The sequence below is a fragment of the Aerococcus sp. UMB7834 genome (genome assembly GCF_030215145.1).
GTDB lineage: Bacteria > Bacillota > Bacilli > Lactobacillales > Aerococcaceae > Aerococcus.
Genome location: NZ_JASOLI010000001.1, coordinates 19,166 through 37,009, shown reverse-complemented (window position 1 = coordinate 37,009; position 17,844 = coordinate 19,166). Strand labels below are relative to the sequence as shown.

Sequence of the window (17,844 nt, the reverse complement as noted above, 5' to 3'; positions counted from 1 at the left end):
GACGCGATGAAATGAATGATAATAATTGGATTAAAGGGGACATGCTTAAGATGACCAAAAAGCAAGCACAATATGATGAAAGTTCAATCCAAGTCCTAGAAGGCCTGGAAGCCGTCAGAAAACGGCCGGGGATGTATGTGGGATCAACAGATAGCCGGGGCCTCCACCACTTGGTCTATGAAATTGTAGATAATTCTGTCGATGAGGCCTTAGCTGGCTATTGCGATGAAATTGACGTCTGCATCCACCCAGACAATTCTGTAACTGTCCAAGATAATGGCCGAGGCATGCCCATCGGCCAACATGCGACAGGCCGGCCCACGGTAGAAGTTATTTTAACCGTCCTCCATGCCGGAGGTAAGTTCGGAGGGGGCGGCTATTCGACTTCGGGGGGCTTGCATGGGGTTGGCTCTTCTGTCGTGAACGCACTTTCTTCATCACTAGAAGTTACCGTCCATCGTGACCAAAAAGAGTATAAGCAAGCTTTCAAGGACGGCGGTAAGCCAGGTAAAGCCCACTTGAAGTCCATTAAATCCAAGGCCACAGGAACCAAGATTCATTTCAAACCAGATGAAAAAATCTTTGGCCAGGCTCAATTCGACCGCAAGACCTTACAAGAACACTTGCGCGAATCAGCCTTCTTAATGAAGAACTTAAAAATTAATTTTAAAGATGAAAGAGAAGACTTCGAAGAAAGCTACCACTATGAAGAGGGGATTGTCGCCTTCGTCAAATATCTTAATGAAGACAAGGACGCCATCCACCAAGCTGTTTATTTCGAAGACAAGGCAGCCGAGAGCGGAATCGAGATGGAACTCGCCTTCCAATACAACGATGGCTATTCCGAAACCATCCTATCCTTTGTCAACAATGTACGGACTTCGGACGGGGGGACCCATGTTTCAGGGCTCAAGACCGGACTTACCAAGGCCTTCAATGAATATGCGCGGAAAACCAACCTGCTCAAACCCAAGGAAAAGAACCTGGAAGGGACTGATGTGCGCGAAGGTTTCACGGCTGTCCTATCCATCCATGTGCCGGAAGAATACCTGCAATTTGAAGGGCAGACCAAGAGTAAGCTAGGAACACCCCAGGCCCGGTCAAGTGTGGAAGCGATGGTCAATGAGAAGTTGGGCATCTACCTTCTAGAGAACGGAGAATCGGCCCAGCACCTGGTCCGCAAGGCCTTGAAGGCTCGGGAGGCCCGGGATGCTGCTCGCAAGGCCCGGGAAGAGAGCCGCAAGGGTAAGAAGAGCCGCAAACGAGAAACCCTCCTATCCGGCAAGCTGACCCCTGCCCAAGGTAAAAATGCCAAACGTAATGAACTCTTCTTAGTCGAAGGGGATTCAGCGGGAGGTTCAGCCAAGCAGGGGCGGGACCGGAAGTTCCAAGCCATCCTACCGCTCCGGGGCAAGGTCTTAAATACGGAAAAGGCTAGCATGCAGGATATCTTAAAGAATGAAGAATTGAATACTATTATCTATACCATTGGTGCCGGCGTCGGGGTAGAATTTGAACTTGCTGATGCTAACTATGATAAGGTCATCATCATGACCGATGCGGATACCGATGGGGCCCACATCCAAGTCCTCCTCTTGACCTTCTTCTACCGCTACATGCGGCCCTTGGTCGAAGCCGGCAAGGTTTATTTGGCTATGCCTCCTCTTTATAAAGTATCTAAAGGCAAGGGGAAGAAGGCAAAAATCCGCTATGCTTGGACCGATGAGGAGCTCGCCCAAGTGACAAAGGAAGTTGGTAAGGGCTATACCCTCCAACGCTACAAGGGGCTGGGGGAAATGAATGCTGACCAATTATGGGAAACGACGATGAATCCTGACTCCCGCACCTTGATCCGGGTGACCTTGGATGACCAATCGCTAGCTGAGAAGCGGGTTTCCGTCCTGATGGGGAACAAGGTAGCCCCTAGACGGGAATGGATTGAAGAAAATGTTGCCTTTACTATGGATGAAGAGGACAAGCTCTTAGAGGCTGCTAGCCAAGAGAGCGATCCAGAAATGGAAGAAGAATTGGCCAGTAAACTGGCTGACCAGTCTGCTGGTCTAGAAGCTGACCAAACGAGTCTATTTGATGATGAGGAGTTTTAGTGCATGACAGTTGATATTCAAGAATTATCTCTAGAAGATGTAATGGGGGACCGTTTTGGCCGCTATTCCAAGTACATTATCCAAGACCGGGCCTTACCGGATATTCGCGATGGGCTCAAGCCTGTCCAACGCCGGATTCTTTATGCCATGTTTGTGGATGGCAATACCTCCAGTCATAATTTCCGTAAATCTGCTAAAACAGTCGGGAATGTCATCGGGAATTATCACCCCCACGGCGATACCTCGGTTTATGATGCCATGGTGCGGATGAGCCAAGACTGGAAGAACCGGGAAGTCTTAATCGAGATGCATGGTAATAACGGCTCGATGGACGGCGACCCAGCAGCTGCTATGCGTTACACCGAGGCCCGTTTATCTAAGATTGCCGATGAACTCTTGGCCGACTTGGACAAACAGACGGTTGAAACTATGCTCAACTTTGACGACACGGAAGAAGAGCCTACCGTATTACCTGCCGGCTTTCCTAATTTATTGGTCAATGGAGCAGCGGGAATTTCTGCTGGTTATGCGACGGAAATTCCCACCCACAATCTGGGAGAGGTAATTGACGCTACTAATTATTTTATCGACCATCCCAAGGCTAGCTTAGACAAGCTCATGGACTTTCTACCCGGTCCAGACTTTCCGACAGGTGGGATTATCCAAGGCAAGGATGAAATCCGCAAGGCCTATGAAACAGGTCGGGGCAAGGTAGTTGTCCGGTCTAAGCACCGCATGGAGACCCTGCGTTCGGGCCGCCAACAGATTGTCATCGATGAAATTCCCTTTGAAGTCAACAAATCGGACTTGGTCAAACGGATGGACGAACTCCGGCTCAATAAGAGCATTGAGGGCATTAGTGAGATCCGCGATGAAAGCGACCGCAATGGCCTCAGAATTGTTATCGAGTTGAAGAAGGATGCCAATGCCAATGCCATCCTCCAGTATTTCTATAAGAATACGAACTTGCAGATTAATTACAACTTCAATATGGTAGCCATTAACCAGCTCCGGCCCCAGCAAGTGGGCTTGAAGGATATCCTGTCAGCCTATGTCAGCCACCGTAAGGAAATAGTCACCCGGAGGACCCAATTTGATCTCGACAAGGCCTCCCAGCGCTTGCACATTGTCGATGGCTTAATCAAGGCCATCAGCATCCTCGATGAGCTGATCCAAACTATCCGGCAGAGTAAGGACAAGAAGGACGCCAAGCAAAATATTATGGAGCAGTTTGACTTTACTGACAAGCAAGCTGAAGCCATTGTCAACCTCCAACTTTACCGGCTAACCAATACCGATATCACTAGCCTCCAGGAAGAAAAACTCAGCTTAAATGAAGCCATTGCTTCTTACCAAACGATTTTGAGTCAGCCCAAGGTCTTACTCAAGGTCATCAAAAACGAGCTCAAGGCCATCAAAAAAGCCTATAGCAATTCCCGGCGTAGTGAGATCCAGGATGAGATCAGTGAAATTAAGATTAAAAAGGAACTCCTTATTCCTGAAGAGCAGGTCATGGTAGTCATCAGCAATTATGGTTATGTCAAGCAAACTAGTTTGCGCTCTTACCGGTCTTCTGAGCTAGAAGACCTGGGACTAAGAGAGGGCGACCATGTCCAGTACTTAGCTGAACATTCTACACTTGATCAATTGATCTTAATCACCAACAAAGGCAATTATATCTTCCAACCTGTCCATGAACTTCAAGAGCTCAAGTGGAAGGACCTAGGAGAGCACATATCGCAAAGAGTTAACTTTGCTAATGATGAAAAAATTATTAAAGTGCTCCCTTACAACAAAAATAGCAAAGATAATGTTTTGCTTATTACCCAGGCAGGCATGGTTAAGCAAAGTCCATTAGCTGATTTTAAAGAATTTAGAGGCTATAAGAAGCGCTCAGCCGTCGCTATGACCCTCTCCGACGACATGGACCAAGTCGTCAATGTCTATCAAATCTCTGCCCAGACAAAACAGAGTCAAGCTCAAATTATTATCTTTACAGAGTTCGGTTTCAGCCTACGCTACAGCATTGACGAAATCAACCAGGTTGGCCTCCGTGCCAAAGGGGTGAAGTCCATTAACCTCAAAGACAAAGACCAGGTTGTCAATGCTGTCTACCAGGCCCAAGTTGACGACCAAGCGCAAATTATCTTGTTCACCCAAAGAGGGCACGCCAAACGTTTGCGCTGGGAAGAGATTGCCAGTCTTGGCCGGGCCAAACGGGGACTCGTGGTTCTCAAGGAATTGAAGACCAAGCCTCACCGCTTGCTCGCTGCCTATCCGGTAGCGACCACCCAAGACCTCTTTGAACTCTACTGCGCCAATGGCCAGCTCAAACAAATCCGAGCCGTTGACGCACCGATTGCGGACCGCTATTCCAATGGCAAAGCCCTGGTCGATGAAGATAAAGAAGGGGAGCTTATGCGCGTGACCCCCCTCATCGATTTGGACTTGCTAGCGGCAGAAGACTAGAGCTTTCACTTTTCAAATCTTAAACAGACCTGTTATACTGGGGCTAAAGATTGATTACTGATGATTTCAAAGGAGGCATTGGATCCAAATGACTATTCCATACTATACTTTGCGTAACGGTGACCAAGTCCCCCAAGTCGGTTTAGGGACCTATAAGCTTAAAGGTCGGGCCGGTGTGGACAGCATCAAGGCTGCCTTAGACATTGGCTACCGCTACCTCGACACCGCTTATAATTATGAAAATGAGGGGACAGTTGGCCAGGCCATTCGCGAATCAGGCTTGGCTCGTGACCAGATCCAAGTCGCTAGCAAGTTACCAGGCCGCTACCACACTTATGATTTAGCCCTGACGGCCATTGAAGAATCCCTTTACCGGGCCCAGTTGGACTACTATGATTACTACTTAATCCACTGGCCTAATCCTAAGCAAGGACACTATGTCGAAGCTTGGCAGGCCCTGATTGAAGCTAAAAAACGCGGCTATGTCAAAGCGATTGGGGTCAGCAATTTCTTACCTGAACACATCGATCGCTTAATTGAAGAGACCCAGGAAGTACCGGTTATGAACCAGGTAGAGACCCATCCTTATTTCCAACAAGCTAAGCAGATTGCCTACGATAGAGGCCACGACATCCTGACCCAGGCTTGGAGCCCGCTCGGTCGGGGGAGTGAGAAAATGTCTGAATCTATCTTGGAACAAGATCCAATCAAAGAGATTGCTAAGAAGCACGACAAGACACCAGGTCAGGTCGTCCTCCGCTGGCATTTACAGATTGGCACCATGCCCATACCTAAGTCAAGCCATGCTGTCCGTTTAGAAGAGAACTTCAGGGTCTTTGACTTTGAACTTGACGATAGCGACATGGCCCAGATTGCTCGCTTGGACCATCCCAATGGTCGAACCGGGGCACAAAATCCAGCAGTTTATGAAGAATTCTAAGCCTAAAGCCGGCTTTTATGATAAAATAGAGGCAGAAGTTTTTTAGAAAAGAGGAGATTTTGTGAGTAAAATTCTTGTTTTTGGACACCAAAATCCAGACACAGATGCCATTACATCTGCTATCACTTACAGTCATTTATTAAATCAATTGGGGGAAGAGGCTGAAGCCATCGCTCTTGGCGACTTAAACCCAGAAACCCAGTTCGCTTTAGAGCATTTCTCTGTCCAAGCCCCACGTGTGGTTAAGAAAGTAGCTGCAGAAACAGATCGCGTGGCCTTAGTGGACCACAACGAATTCCAACAATCTGCTGAAGATATCCGTGAGGTTGAAATCCATTCTGTAGTGGACCACCACCGGATTGCTAATTTCGAGACGGCTTCACCTTTGGCCTATACCGCTCGTCCCGTAGGCTGTACCCAGACGGTCATTTATGGCCTCTACCAAGTCCACGGCGTTGAAGTGACTAAGGAAATCGCAGGCTTGATGCTTTCTGGTCTGATTTCTGATACCTTGCTCCTGAAATCACCAACTTGTACTGAAGAAGACCGTAAATTAGCCAGCAAGCTTGCAGAAATTGCTGGAATCAACCTTGAAGATTATGGTCTCGACATGTTGCGGGCAGGGGCCGACGTTTCTGAAAAATCTGCCTTGGAAATCGCTGATGGCGACGCCAAGTCCTTCGAATTAAACGGTCACTCTGTCCGCATCGGCCAAGTCAACGTGGTGGATGTCAATGACGTCCTCAAGCGTAAAGACGACATGCTCCAAGTTATGCAAAAAGAAACCGAAGAAAAAGGCTATGACGCCTTCTTCCTCGTGGTTACTAATATCTTGACCAATGATTCAGAAGGCTTGTTAGTTTCTAATGTCGATCTTGTCGAACACTTTGAAAAAGCCTTTACTGGTAAAATTGTTGACTCTCAAATCGCCTTACCAGGCTTAGTATCTCGGAAAAAACAAATTGTACCTCCTTTAACTGAAGCTTTCGAAGAAGCTTAGAGGAGCGTTTGCATGAATTAAAACGAGGCTGGGACAAAAGCTCCAGCCTCGTTTTAAATAGGGGTTGTGTAATGAAAAAAATGGAAATTGTGGTGGTTGGAGGAGGCGAACTCGGCCAAGAATTATGCTACCTTCTCAATAAGGAAGGGCACGAGATCACCTTAATCGACCAGTCCCAGCAAGTCATCGACAAGTTAATTGAAGTCCTAGATATACAAGGTATCTGCGGGACAGCAACCAACTTAGATACCTTGTTGGAAGCCAATGTGGACCGCTGTGACGTTTTTATCAGCGTCACAAACTTGGATGAAGTGAATATTATTTCAGCCATCTTAGCTGAAAAAATTGGCGCCCGCTACCGAATTGTCCGCTCGCGCTCGGGGGAATATACGGCCAATGAAGACTTCATCCGCGAGCATTTGGGGATTAACTATGTCATCAACCAGGACAAAGAAGCAGCTAAGGAAATTGTTACGGTCCTTGACTATCCAGCTGCTATTCACGTCGAAAAATTTTACCATGACCGGATCAAGCTCCTCCAGATTCGCCTGACTGCCTACAGTCCTATCCTCAACTGGAGTGTGGCCCAGGTCCGGCAAAAATTAAGTGATATTGTGATCTGTCTGGTCGAGAGAGGGGACCATGTCTTTATTCCGCACGGGGATGATTACCTGCGCCAGGATGACCAGATCCATATCATCGCAACCAATGAAGTTTTGAGCCAGTCTGCCTATATCGCAGGCCACAAGCAGCGGGCCAACTACCGGTCGGTAATGATTATAGGGGGAAGCCGGATCAACCGTTACCTAGTGCCCTTGCTGGACAAGCGCGGTATCCATGTCAAATTAATCGAAAAAGACCTCAAGCGAGCCGAACTCCTAGCGGATGAAATTGACCAGGCTGAGATTATTTTAGGCGACGGAACGGACCAGCGCTTCTTAAGGGAACACCGGATTGACCGCCATGATATTGTCATTTCCATGACCGATTCCGACGAAGAAAACTTAATGCTATCCCTTTTCGCCCATGAAGAAGGCGTTAAGAAAAACATTACCAAGGTTAACCGACCCAAGCTTGTCCGGCTGCTGAATGCAGAAAATCTGGATGTCATTGTCTCGCCCCGGATATCAGTCTCAGATGCCATTATCCGCCATGTACGGGCCATTCCAGAGAATAACAGTGCACTCTTAGGCTATGCCCGATTGGCAGTGGATAAGGAAATAGCGGAAGCTATGGAATTTCAAGTCAGCGCCCAGGACCGGGTGACCCAAGCGCCAATTAAAGATCTGGCCATCAAAAACCATGTGCTCTTAGGAATGATTGTGCGCCAGGACCGACTCCATATCCCATCCGGCGACGACCAGCTTCAAGCAGGGGATGATGTTTTGATTTTTACCTCCTGCCGGGATGTCTTTAGCCTGGATGATATCTTAGAGAGGAGGGAGCGAGCCTAGCCATGAATACGTCCTTTCTTCGTTTTATCATCGGTCGTTTGCTGATGATCCTAGGGCTCTTGATGATTCCATCCATCTTAGTAGGGCTCTATTACGGCAACCCTGCCCGGGTCATCTGGGCCTTTGTCATCACCATTGCTCTCTGTGAACTCCTTGGCTTGGCCTTGTCCTACCGCCAGCCCGATTCGGATATCTTCTACCAGCGCGAAGGCTTTGCGCTGGTTAGTATTATCTGGTTGCTCTATTCTTTTTTTGGAGCCTTGCCCTTTTACTTGAGCCAGTCAGTGGGGGACTTTATCGACGCCTTCTTTGAATCGGTCAGTGGCTTCACCACGACGGGAGCCTCTGTTCTCAGCTCCAGCCTCCATATTTTGCCTGAAGCCCTCATGTTCTGGCGGAGCTTTACGCTCTTAATTGGTGGGATGGGGATGTTGGTTTTTATCCTATACATTCTACCGAATTTCGGGGCCAGGGGGGTCTATGTCATGCGGGCCGAACTGCCTGGCCCGGTCTTTGGTAAGGTTGAGTCCCGGGTCTCCAGCTCCATCAATATTCTCTACAGTATTTATTTGGTCATGACTCTAGTCGTTATGGTTCTCCTGCGCTTGGGAAAGGTTCCCTGGTTTGAAGCGGCCCTCTTAGCCATGGGGGCCTCAGGGACAGGGGGCTTTAACATTTATAGCAATTCCATTGCCCACTACAATAGCGACTATGTGGACCTCGTTATGGCCATTGCCATGTTCATCTTCGGGATGAGCTTTAACTTCTTTTACTTGTTCTATATCGGCAAGTGGCGGCAGGTACTCCGCAGTGAAGAACTACGCTGGTATGTGGCTATCATTGCCTTGGCCAGCTTGATTATCTTCCTCAATATTAACGGCCTCTACCAGAGTCCCTTCCAAGCCTTGAAAGATGCCTTCTTCAATGTGGTATCAGTTAACTCGACCACCGCCTACACCAATGTTTCCATCGCTAATTGGCCGGTGACGACGGATATTGTCCTGCTCTTCCTCATGTTTACAGGAGCCATGTCCGGGTCGACCACTTCAGGATTGAAAATCGTCCGGATTGCGATCTTCTTCAAGTCCATCCGCCAAGAAATCCGGCGTGTCCTAGCACCTAGCCGGGTCCACCCCATCAAATTTGACGGAAAAAGGGTGAGCCATGATATCCAGCGGTCGATTGCTTTTTATCTGATGACTTACCTGGCTGTTTTCTGCCTGGTGCTCTTTATCCTGAGCCACTACACCCAGAGTTTCAGCGGAGCCTTCAATGCGGTCATCGCTACGCTGAATAATATTGGCTATGGCCTGGACCTTCTGGGGCCTAGTGAAGACTATGCCGAATTAGCCCCTTTCGCCAAGTTCATTATGTGCCTAACCATGCTGATGGGGCGCTTGGAAATCTATCCGATCCTCCTAAGCTTGACACCTCGGGTATGGAAGAAATACTAATACTAGACCAAAAGACAGCTCAAGGATTTAACTTGAGCTGTCTTTTTATTTTAACTAAATTAAATTATACTTCTTTATTCACCGAAGCATCATAGATCGTATCGATAGCTGTCTTGAGCTCGTTGTGGAAGTCTTCATCAGATTGGCTGGCCCGTAAAGCATTGGTTAGGGCACGGGAGAAGCTAGCAATCACACCTTCATTGCGGCGTAGCTTGTCATTGGCTTCATCGATCGAGTAACCGCCGGATAGGGCAACCACGCTCAGGACTTGTGGATGGTCGACTAATTCTTTGTAAGCGTTATCGACACTTGGTAGGGTTAATTTAAGCATTACCACTTGGTCGTCAGCTAATTGGTCAAGTTCCTTGAGAATTTCTTGTTTGAGGACTTCTTCAATCTCTGCCTTATCCTCAGCATGAATATTAACTTCCGGCTCAACAATAGGGACGAGGCCAGCAGCAATAACTTTTTTAGCCAAATCAAATTGTTGGCTGACTACTTTCTTAATTCCATCAGGGTTCAATTCTAAGATATTCGAACGTTCCTTGGTCCCAAAGATGCCACGTTCATTAGCACGGGTTAATAGGTCATCAAGATTTGGAATATCTTTCATGATTTGGACACCGTTTTCGATTTCTGCTAGTCCTTTGTCAATTTTTAGGAAGGGGACAATCCCTTTATCTGCCAGGTAAGTCGCGGTATATTTACCTTCAACTTGGCGATCCATAGTTTGCTCAAATAGGATAGCCCCGAGAATCTTGTCTGAATTAAAGGCGTCATCCGTCATAATCCGGGTCCGCATCTCATGGACGAGATCAAACATTTCTTCTTCGCTAGAGTATTGGTCCTCAGAAACACCATAAGCGGCTAAGGCCTTAGGAGTTGAACCACCGCTTTGGTCTAAAGCAGCGATAAAACCGTCTCCTGATTTTACACGGTCAAACTGTTCTTGGTTCATAATATTATAAGACTCCTTTACTTAAATTCTATTTGAGACAAAAATTAAATCCCAATCGTCTCGCACTTATTATAACAAAAATGAACTTAGCTTCAAAGGGAAGGCCTATTATTAATTCGCCTATTGCTTCTCATAATGTATATTATGTTAACTAGAATAGATAAAAAACTCACTGACAAGATCCACTGATTTCTTAGCTTATATATGAATATTTATTCATTATGTATAAATTTACTCCCATCTGTCTCACAATTTCCTTGGTTAACTACAAACTGACCCCGTCTTTAGCCTCTGAACTTCGTTTACTGCTCAAGTTAAGACACTAGCCAGGCACACTAAGTCCTAGTTGCTGACAATTTGATCAAAAAGCTCCAAAATGCATTTCACAAAGTCATTTCGAAATTAAATAAATATGCTTCAAATTTGAATTGTTTACTTCTTGTCACTGACTCTCCCTTAAATGTTAGGTCTTGCAAGCCCTTTCTAAAACATTTAGCCCATTTAGGCTAATAACATGCTCAGTCAATTTTTTTCATTGGCTGACTCCATTCACTCGAAGTTAACTTACTTGACCTCTTATAGGCCTTCTATGCTAAACTTAAGGCAATGAAATGAATAATAGATAGGAAGTGTTGGATAATGGATATTCAAGTGAGTGACGCAGCGGTAAAGTTCTTTAAAGATGAAGTGGCGCCAGGTCCCGGTCAAGGTATTCGCATTTATGGTAAAGTCTACGGCTCGACCAATGTGCACGATAATTATTCCGTGGGGATCTTAGTTGAAGCGCCTCAAAATGTCTTCGCTCAAGTAGAAAAAGACGGCTTGCTGATCTTTGCTGAGGACGAAGACCAGTGGTTCTTTGAAGATTATAATTTAGAAATTGATTACGATGCTGAAGAAGATGTGCCAACTTATTACTTTATCAGTTCTGATCCTGAAGAAGCTGCTAGACAGCGAGAAGTCGATGCCCAATCTGGTGCTTCCGCTCATTAAAGAAAGGTGTTAAGAATGACTAAAATGCATGTTCAAGCCCAGGTCCTTGAGAATTTACATTTAAAGCTGACAGTTGATGGCCACGACTATGAATTAGACCATGACCTGCCAGATTCATCCTACCAGCCCCAGGCTACAACGCCAGGCGGTGCCCTCTTGGTCGGCCTGGCTGGCTGTAAACTGATGGTGGCCCAGACTTACCTGCGCGGTCGAAAAATTGAAGGCGTTGATGTCTCCCTCGAACTTGAAGCTGATTTTGAGCGAGATGACCAAGGCCAGCGCAAACTCCAGGCAGATGTAAAACTGAACATTGAAGGTGACTTGACTGACAAGCAGCGAGAAAATCTCCAACGCTATGTTGAAAGCCAGTGTGCAGTGGAACAGATCCTCTTGAGCGACAGCAATCAAATTCAAACCCACTACAAGTTTAATTAGAATGATTATAATAGAAATAGGCCCAGAATCGTCTGAAAATGATTCTGGGCCTATTTTATAATTAGAAAAATTAAGTCTAAATATTGGCCAAGATACTTCCTATACCGTAAGCGGCTACTGCAGCCAAACCGCCAATGACCAACATCTCAAGCCCCGATTTGAAGCTATTTTCTTTGGTTACAGAGGCTTTGGCTACCCCTAAGATAAAAAGCATACTAAAGGTCATAAAGATTGAAAAAGGAAAAGTATAGGGTACGAGTTCCGGATTGAAATAAGCCAGAATAAAAATGATTAAGGGAAATAGCCCAAAGAAGGCAAAAGAGAAGAAAGTAATACAAGCATTGGTCAAAGGCTGAGAAGCCTCGTCTTCTCCGACAGAAAGAACTTTCATTTGGGTGTCGACATCGTGCTGGGATAGTTTTTCGGCAATAAATTGCGCTTGCTGACTGTCTAAGCCCTTACTTTCATAGGCTTCTTGGATGTGGTTTTGGTTAAATTGAGGGTTATCCTTGAGTGCTTTCGCCGTTTCAATACGTTCAAAATCATCATAGGCGCGCTCTGATTTACTGGACAGATAGTCACCAACAGCCATAGAAATACCATCGGCTAGGAGATTAGCGAAGCCTAAGATAATAATCACTTCCATCTTGAGCTCACCACCAATTGATCCAGCGACTACGGCAAAGGTCGTAATAATCCCATCCAAACCGCCATAAACCATGGACTTCAACCCCTCACCCCGGTTAAAGTTCTGTACTTCACTTGCCATATGAACCACTCCTTTTCTTATTCAATACATGCTTCCAAATCTATTAGAAAGTAGTCAATCGATGAAAAAAAGGCACACCGAAAGACAGTTGATACTGCCTCACAGTGTGCCTCATTAAGCGCTCTGCTGTCGGAAGTCTCACCTCCCGACCGGGTTTTGGATCTAAAGATCCGCCACTTGCTCTAAACGATTATTTAACTTTCTGTATTCATTATAAACAACAACATCCAATGTGTCAAGTCTAATTATAATAATTACAATGTAAATTTAAAGTAAAGAAAAGAAAAACCCCATAACGAGAATCGCTCACTTGGGGTCTTCCCTATTTAACTTTCGAAACTTAACCGCGCAAGCGCTGACGGACATCTATAATTAAATCCTCTAAGCTTTCAATCCCTAGTTCGTCCATCCTTTGCGGTAAGGCTTGGATGAGTTTTGGGCAGATATAAGGATCGGTAAAATTGGCAGTCCCGACAGCGACAGCGGAAGCGCCCGCCATAAACATTTCGAGCACATCATCAACTGTGAAGACACCACCCATGCCAATAATCGGCAGGTCTGAGTGACTAGCTACCTGGTGGATCAAACGAATAGCAACCGGCTTAATGGCTGGGCCTGATAAGCCACCAGTTTGGTTAGCTAGGATCGGACGCCGGGTCTTCAGATCAATCCGCATACCCAAGAGCGTATTGATCATAGTAAAACCATCCGCTCCTCCTGCCTCGATGGCCTCAGCAATTGGCAGGATATCTGTGACATTAGGCGATAATTTGGCATAGACAGGGACCTTAGCCACCTTCTTAACCGCCTGAATCAGGTCAAAGGCCACGTCAGGATCTGTCCCAAAAGTAATTCCGCCTTCTTTAACATTGGGGCAAGAAATATTTAATTCAATGGCTTTGACATTAGGGGCGTCACCGATGCGTTCACAAACGATCACATAGTCTTCCTGGGAAGAGCCGGCTACATTGGCGATAATGGGTAGGTCTTCATAGACTTCTAGGGCCGGCAGATAGTCCTTCATGACCACCTCTAGGCCTGGATTCTGTAGTCCAATCGCATTGAGCATGCCAGAGGGGGTTTCAGCCACCCGAGGCGTCGGATTGCCCAATTTTTCTAGAGGGCTAGTAGCCTTGACCATAATCGAGCCCAGTTGGTTGAGGTCATAGTACTTGGCGTATTCCTTTCCAAAACCAAAGCAACCTGAAGCAGGGATGATGGGGTTCTTTAAGTCGAGTCCTGGTAGCTTAACTGCTAAACGATTCGTCATTAGAGCACCACCTCCTTAGCTTGGAAGACAGGGCCATCTTCACAGACCTTCTTCGTCCGGATCTGGCCTTGGGGGCCATCCTCAGATGACCGGCAAACACAAGCTGCACAAGCCCCCATCCCACAGGCCATGCGTTCTTCAAGAGATAATTGGATATTCTTTACTCCCTGGCAGGCCTGGTAGACCGCCTTGAGCAGGCCATTGGGACCGCAGGAAAAAACAGCATCAGGTTCAATCCCTGCCTGGCGGACCATTTGGCAGACATTGCCATGGAAGCCATAGGATCCGTCATCCGTAGACACATGGGTGGAGCCTAATTGGCTAAAGGCCTCTTCATAGAAGACCGCGTCCTTGGTCGCATAGCCGAGGAAATGGTGGCAGTGGACCCCTTTTTGGCGGAGCTGGGCCGATAATTCATAGAGGGGAGGAATTCCTATTCCCCCACCAATAATGAAGGCCTGGTCGCCTGCTTGAAGCTGGGAGAGGTCAAAGCCCCTACCTAAAGGCCCCATGACATCGAGGACGTCGCCAGCTGTCATCTCAGAGAAGATCTGGGTCCCATCTCCTTCCACCCGGTAAATAATCCGGCAGGTCCCAAGCTCGCGGTGGATGCGGTTGAGACTGATGGGACGCCTGAGTAAGAGGTCCTGCCGGGGCACCCGGATATGGATAAACTGTCCGGATTCCCCCATTTCTTGGACAAGGTCCCCTTTCAAGGTCATTTCAAAGATTCTAGGTGCAATTTCTTCCTGCTTGATGATGGTCATCATCTCCTGGCGCATGTCCTCTCCCCTTTCTAGTATAAATTTAAATGGCTTGAATTGAGAATGCGCGTGCTTGCATGACACGAAGAATGGCGCGGGCTGTATCCAAGGAGGTGAAGAGTGGGACACCTTGTTCCACCGCTGCTTGGCGGATCGCAAAACTATAGTCCTGACTCTCATCTTCCTCTTGGGAGACCCGGTTAACGACCGCCTGGATAGAACCTGAATGGATAGCTTCTTGAACAGATGGGGCCTCTACATCTTCACTGTGGCCTTCAATGGTTTGAACCAAGAGCCCTTGTTCTTCAAAGTAAGCCGCTGTGTTCGTTGTGGCCACAATCCCATAACCCAGTTCCGCAAAAGCGTCGGCCAGGTCATGGGCTTCTTCCCTGTCTTCGTCAGCAATGGTAAAGAGAATATTGCCATGGTCTGGCATATGGAGCCCGGCTGCTTCGAAGGCCTTGTAGAGGGCCTTATTGCTATCGTGGTCACCCCCCATGACTTCCCCTGTTGACTTCATTTCAGGACTCAGGTAGGAGTCGACTTGGTTCAATTTAGTGAAGGAGAAGACCGGAGCCTTGACATAGACTTGGTCTGTTTCAGCTGCTAGGCCAGTTGGATAGCCAAGATCTGTGATTTTCTGGCCAAGAATAGCCTTGGTTGCCAGTTGGGCCATTGGAATATCGGTGACCTTACTTAAGAAAGGTACGGTCCGGCTAGCTCGTGGATTCACTTCAATCACATAGACTTTATTTTCATAAATAACGAATTGGATATTCATCATGCCAATACAGTTTAAGCCCAGGGCTAATTTTTCCGTATAGTCCAAGATAGTGGCCTTGACCTCTTCAGAGAAAGACTGGGGTGGATAAATTCCCATGGAGTCGCCTGAGTGGACGCCGGCATGTTCGATATGTTCCAAGATACCTGGCACAAGGACATTCTCCCCGTCACAGATGGCATCGACTTCGCATTCATAGCCAGGGAGGTAACGATCGATCAGAACCGGATGTTCGGGTGAAGCCTTCACCGCATTGGCCATATAGTTTTCAAGGTCGGATTGCTGGTCTACAATCTGCATGGCCCGGCCGCCTAGAACATAGGATGGCCGTACCAGAACTGGGTAGCCAATCTTGTCCGCAATTCGTACCGCTTCTTCTGGACTTCTAGCCGTGTCCCCAATCGGTTGGGGAATGTTTATCTGGCTCAGGGCCTGCTCGAATAAATCACGGTCTTCTGCCCGGTCCAAATCTTCCACTGTGGTTCCTAGGATCTTAACGCCAGCCTCGGCTAGTGGTGCAGCCAGGTTGATAGCGGTCTGACCTCCGAATTGGACGATAACGCCGAGGGGCTTTTCAACCGCAATGACTTCCATCACATCTTCAAAAGTTAAAGGCTCAAAGTAGAGCTTGTCAGAGATGGAGAAGTCTGTCGACACGGTTTCCGGGTTATTGTTCATAATAATGGCTTCATAGCCCGCATCTTGGATAGCCTTCACAGAATGGACAGTCGCATAGTCAAATTCGACCCCCTGGCCAATTCGGATAGGCCCTGAGCCTAGGACGAGGATAGAGTCTTTGTCCGTAGAAGGCTGGCTTTCACTGTAGCTTTCATAAGAGCTGTAGAAGTATGGAGTGGAAGCTTCGAATTCAGCGGCACAGGTATCTACCATCTTATAGACTGGATGGATGCCCGCTTCCAAGCGTTTCTCACGGAAGTCGGATTCGTCCATGTCCCATAACTGGGCCAGCTTATAGTCAGTAAAGCCATATGTTTTAGCCTGGCCAACCTTTTCCATGTCTCCTGGCTTTGCCTTGAGGTCGTCCTCAATTTCTACAATGTGTAAGAGTTTATCTAGGAAGAAGAGGTCGATCTTTGTCAACTGGGCAATATCTTCAATGCTGTAACCGCGGCGGATGGCTTCCATGATATAGAAGAGTCGGTCGTCTTGGGCTTTGATTAACTTTTCGCTGATGACATCGTCTGAGACATCTTCGAGTTCTTTCATTTCGGCGTGGTAGCAGCCGATCTCGAGTGAACGCACAGCTTTTAGAGTCGCTTCTTCGATGTTTCTTCCGATCGCCATGACTTCCCCAGTCGCCTTCATTTGTGTCCCTAAGCGGCGCTCCGCATCTTGGAACTTGTCAAAAGGCCAGCGCGGAATCTTGCAGACCACATAGTCTAAGGTGGGTTCGAATTCTGCATAGGTTGATTCCGTCACAGGGTTCATCATTTCATCCAGGGTCAGACCGAGGGCAATCTTGGCTGCTAGCTTAGCGATCGGATAACCCGTCGCCTTGGAAGCTAAAGCGGAAGACCGAGACACCCGAGGGTTCACTTCAATCACATAATACTTGAAACTCTTAGGGTCTAGGGCTAACTGCACATTACAGCCCCCTTCAATTTCAAGGGCACGGATAATAGATAAGGAAGCATCACGAAGCATCTGGTGTTCATCATCGGACAGGGTCTGGGTGGGTGCGTAGACAATGGAGTCGCCCGTGTGGATACCGACAGGGTCAAAGTTCTCCATATTACATACCACAATGGCATTATCAGCAGAGTCCCGCATCACTTCATATTCAATTTCCTTGTAACCCGCAATACTCTGCTCGATCAGGCACTGGGTCACGGGAGATAAGGACAGCCCATTTTCGGTGATTTCTCTAAGCTCCTCTTCGTTCTCGCACAGACCCCCACCCGTTCCGCCTAAGGTATAGGCTGGACGTACGATCAAGGGATAGCCGATCTTCGCTCCAAAAGCGACCGCTTCATCTACCGTGTGGACAATGGTTGATTCAGGGATAGGTTGCTGTAATTCTTCCATTAATCGCTTGAACTGGTCCCGGTCCTCGGCCTGTTCAATGGCTGAGAGCTTGGTGCCCAATAGTTCAATCCCCAATTCGTCTAAGATGCCGGCTTTAGATAATTCTAAGGCCATATTAAGGCCGGTTTGCCCGCCTAGAGTTGGGAGAATCGCATCGGGACGTTCTTTTCTCAGGATGCGGGAGACAAATTCATAGGTAATGGGTTCAATATAAACCTCATCCGCGATCTCCTTGTCGGTCATGATGGTCGCTGGATTGGAATTGACAAGGACGACTTCATAGCCTTCTTCTTTAAGAGCTAGGCAAGCCTGGGTCCCGGCATAGTCAAACTCAGCTGCTTGACCGATCACGATCGGACCTGAGCCAATGACCATAATTTTTTGGATATCTGTACGTTTAGGCATC

13 protein-coding genes are annotated in these 17,844 nt (G+C 47.3%); 8 read left to right on the top strand and 5 right to left on the bottom strand.

All coding sequences use genetic code 11. The features are described 5' to 3' along the window. Window positions 1–50: 50 nt before the first annotated feature. The 6 genes from parE (at window position 51) to QP339_RS00135 (ending at window position 9,422) form a co-directional block, all read left to right on the top strand. A complete protein-coding gene (gene parE / locus QP339_RS00160) occupies window positions 51–2,105 on the top strand; it encodes a DNA topoisomerase IV subunit B (RefSeq protein WP_284909912.1) in 2,055 nt (684 codons plus the stop codon). A 3-nt stretch (window positions 2,106–2,108) separates the two neighbouring features. Beyond that, window positions 2,109–4,574 carry a DNA topoisomerase IV subunit A gene (parC, locus tag QP339_RS00155; protein ID WP_284909911.1) on the top strand — a complete coding sequence of 822 codons (2,466 nt, stop codon included), beginning with the start codon at window positions 2,109–2,111 and terminating at the stop codon, window positions 4,572–4,574. Window positions 4,575–4,662: 88 nt separating this feature from the next. Continuing rightward, window positions 4,663–5,514, top strand: a complete 852-nt coding sequence (locus QP339_RS00150) for an aldo/keto reductase (protein WP_284909909.1) — start codon at window positions 4,663–4,665, stop codon at window positions 5,512–5,514. A 61-nt stretch (window positions 5,515–5,575) separates the two neighbouring features. Further along, complete coding sequence (locus QP339_RS00145) at window positions 5,576–6,514, top strand: manganese-dependent inorganic pyrophosphatase (RefSeq protein ID WP_284909908.1); 939 nt, start codon at window positions 5,576–5,578, stop codon at window positions 6,512–6,514. Window positions 6,515–6,585: 71 nt separating this feature from the next. Next, window positions 6,586–7,968 carry a Trk system potassium transporter TrkA gene (gene trkA, locus QP339_RS00140; protein WP_284909907.1) on the top strand — a complete coding sequence of 461 codons (1,383 nt, stop codon included), beginning with the start codon at window positions 6,586–6,588 and terminating at the stop codon, window positions 7,966–7,968. 2 nt (window positions 7,969–7,970) lie between these two features. Continuing rightward, complete coding sequence (locus QP339_RS00135) at window positions 7,971–9,422, top strand: TrkH family potassium uptake protein (RefSeq protein ID WP_284909906.1); 1,452 nt, start codon at window positions 7,971–7,973, stop codon at window positions 9,420–9,422. A 64-nt stretch (window positions 9,423–9,486) separates the two neighbouring features. On the opposite strand, the gene QP339_RS00130 is transcribed toward QP339_RS00135, so the two are convergent. Next, the gene (locus QP339_RS00130; protein ID WP_070617096.1) at window positions 9,487–10,380 is read right to left on the bottom strand and encodes a fructose bisphosphate aldolase; all 894 of its coding nucleotides are present in this window, start codon (window positions 10,378–10,380) and stop codon (window positions 9,487–9,489) included. 639 nt (window positions 10,381–11,019) lie between these two features. On the opposite strand from QP339_RS00130, the gene QP339_RS00125 reads away from it, so the two are divergent. Continuing rightward, window positions 11,020–11,373 (top strand): HesB/YadR/YfhF family protein, encoded by a 354-nt coding sequence (locus QP339_RS00125; protein WP_141744568.1) that lies wholly within the window; start codon window positions 11,020–11,022, stop codon window positions 11,371–11,373. A gap of 15 nt (window positions 11,374–11,388) precedes the next feature. Then, window positions 11,389–11,808, top strand: coding sequence for an OsmC family protein (locus QP339_RS00120; protein WP_284909905.1), 420 nt, complete (start codon window positions 11,389–11,391; stop codon window positions 11,806–11,808). A gap of 76 nt (window positions 11,809–11,884) precedes the next feature. Here QP339_RS00120 and QP339_RS00115 read toward each other — a convergent pair whose 3' ends face one another. From QP339_RS00115 to carB, 4 genes are all read right to left on the bottom strand, one after another. Then, the gene (locus QP339_RS00115) at window positions 11,885–12,577 is read right to left on the bottom strand and encodes a VIT1/CCC1 transporter family protein (RefSeq protein WP_070617090.1); all 693 of its coding nucleotides are present in this window, start codon (window positions 12,575–12,577) and stop codon (window positions 11,885–11,887) included. A gap of 340 nt (window positions 12,578–12,917) precedes the next feature. Then, window positions 12,918–13,847 (bottom strand): dihydroorotate dehydrogenase, encoded by a 930-nt coding sequence (locus QP339_RS00110; protein WP_284909904.1) that lies wholly within the window; start codon window positions 13,845–13,847, stop codon window positions 12,918–12,920. Beyond that, window positions 13,847–14,629 (bottom strand): dihydroorotate dehydrogenase electron transfer subunit, encoded by a 783-nt coding sequence (locus QP339_RS00105; protein ID WP_284909903.1) that lies wholly within the window; start codon window positions 14,627–14,629, stop codon window positions 13,847–13,849. Before QP339_RS00105 ends, QP339_RS00110 begins: the two co-directional genes overlap by 1 nt. A 25-nt stretch (window positions 14,630–14,654) precedes the next feature. Next, the gene (gene carB / locus QP339_RS00100; RefSeq protein WP_284909902.1) at window positions 14,655–17,843 is read right to left on the bottom strand and encodes a carbamoyl-phosphate synthase large subunit; all 3,189 of its coding nucleotides are present in this window, start codon (window positions 17,841–17,843) and stop codon (window positions 14,655–14,657) included. Between the last annotated feature and the right edge of the window lies 1 nt (window position 17,844).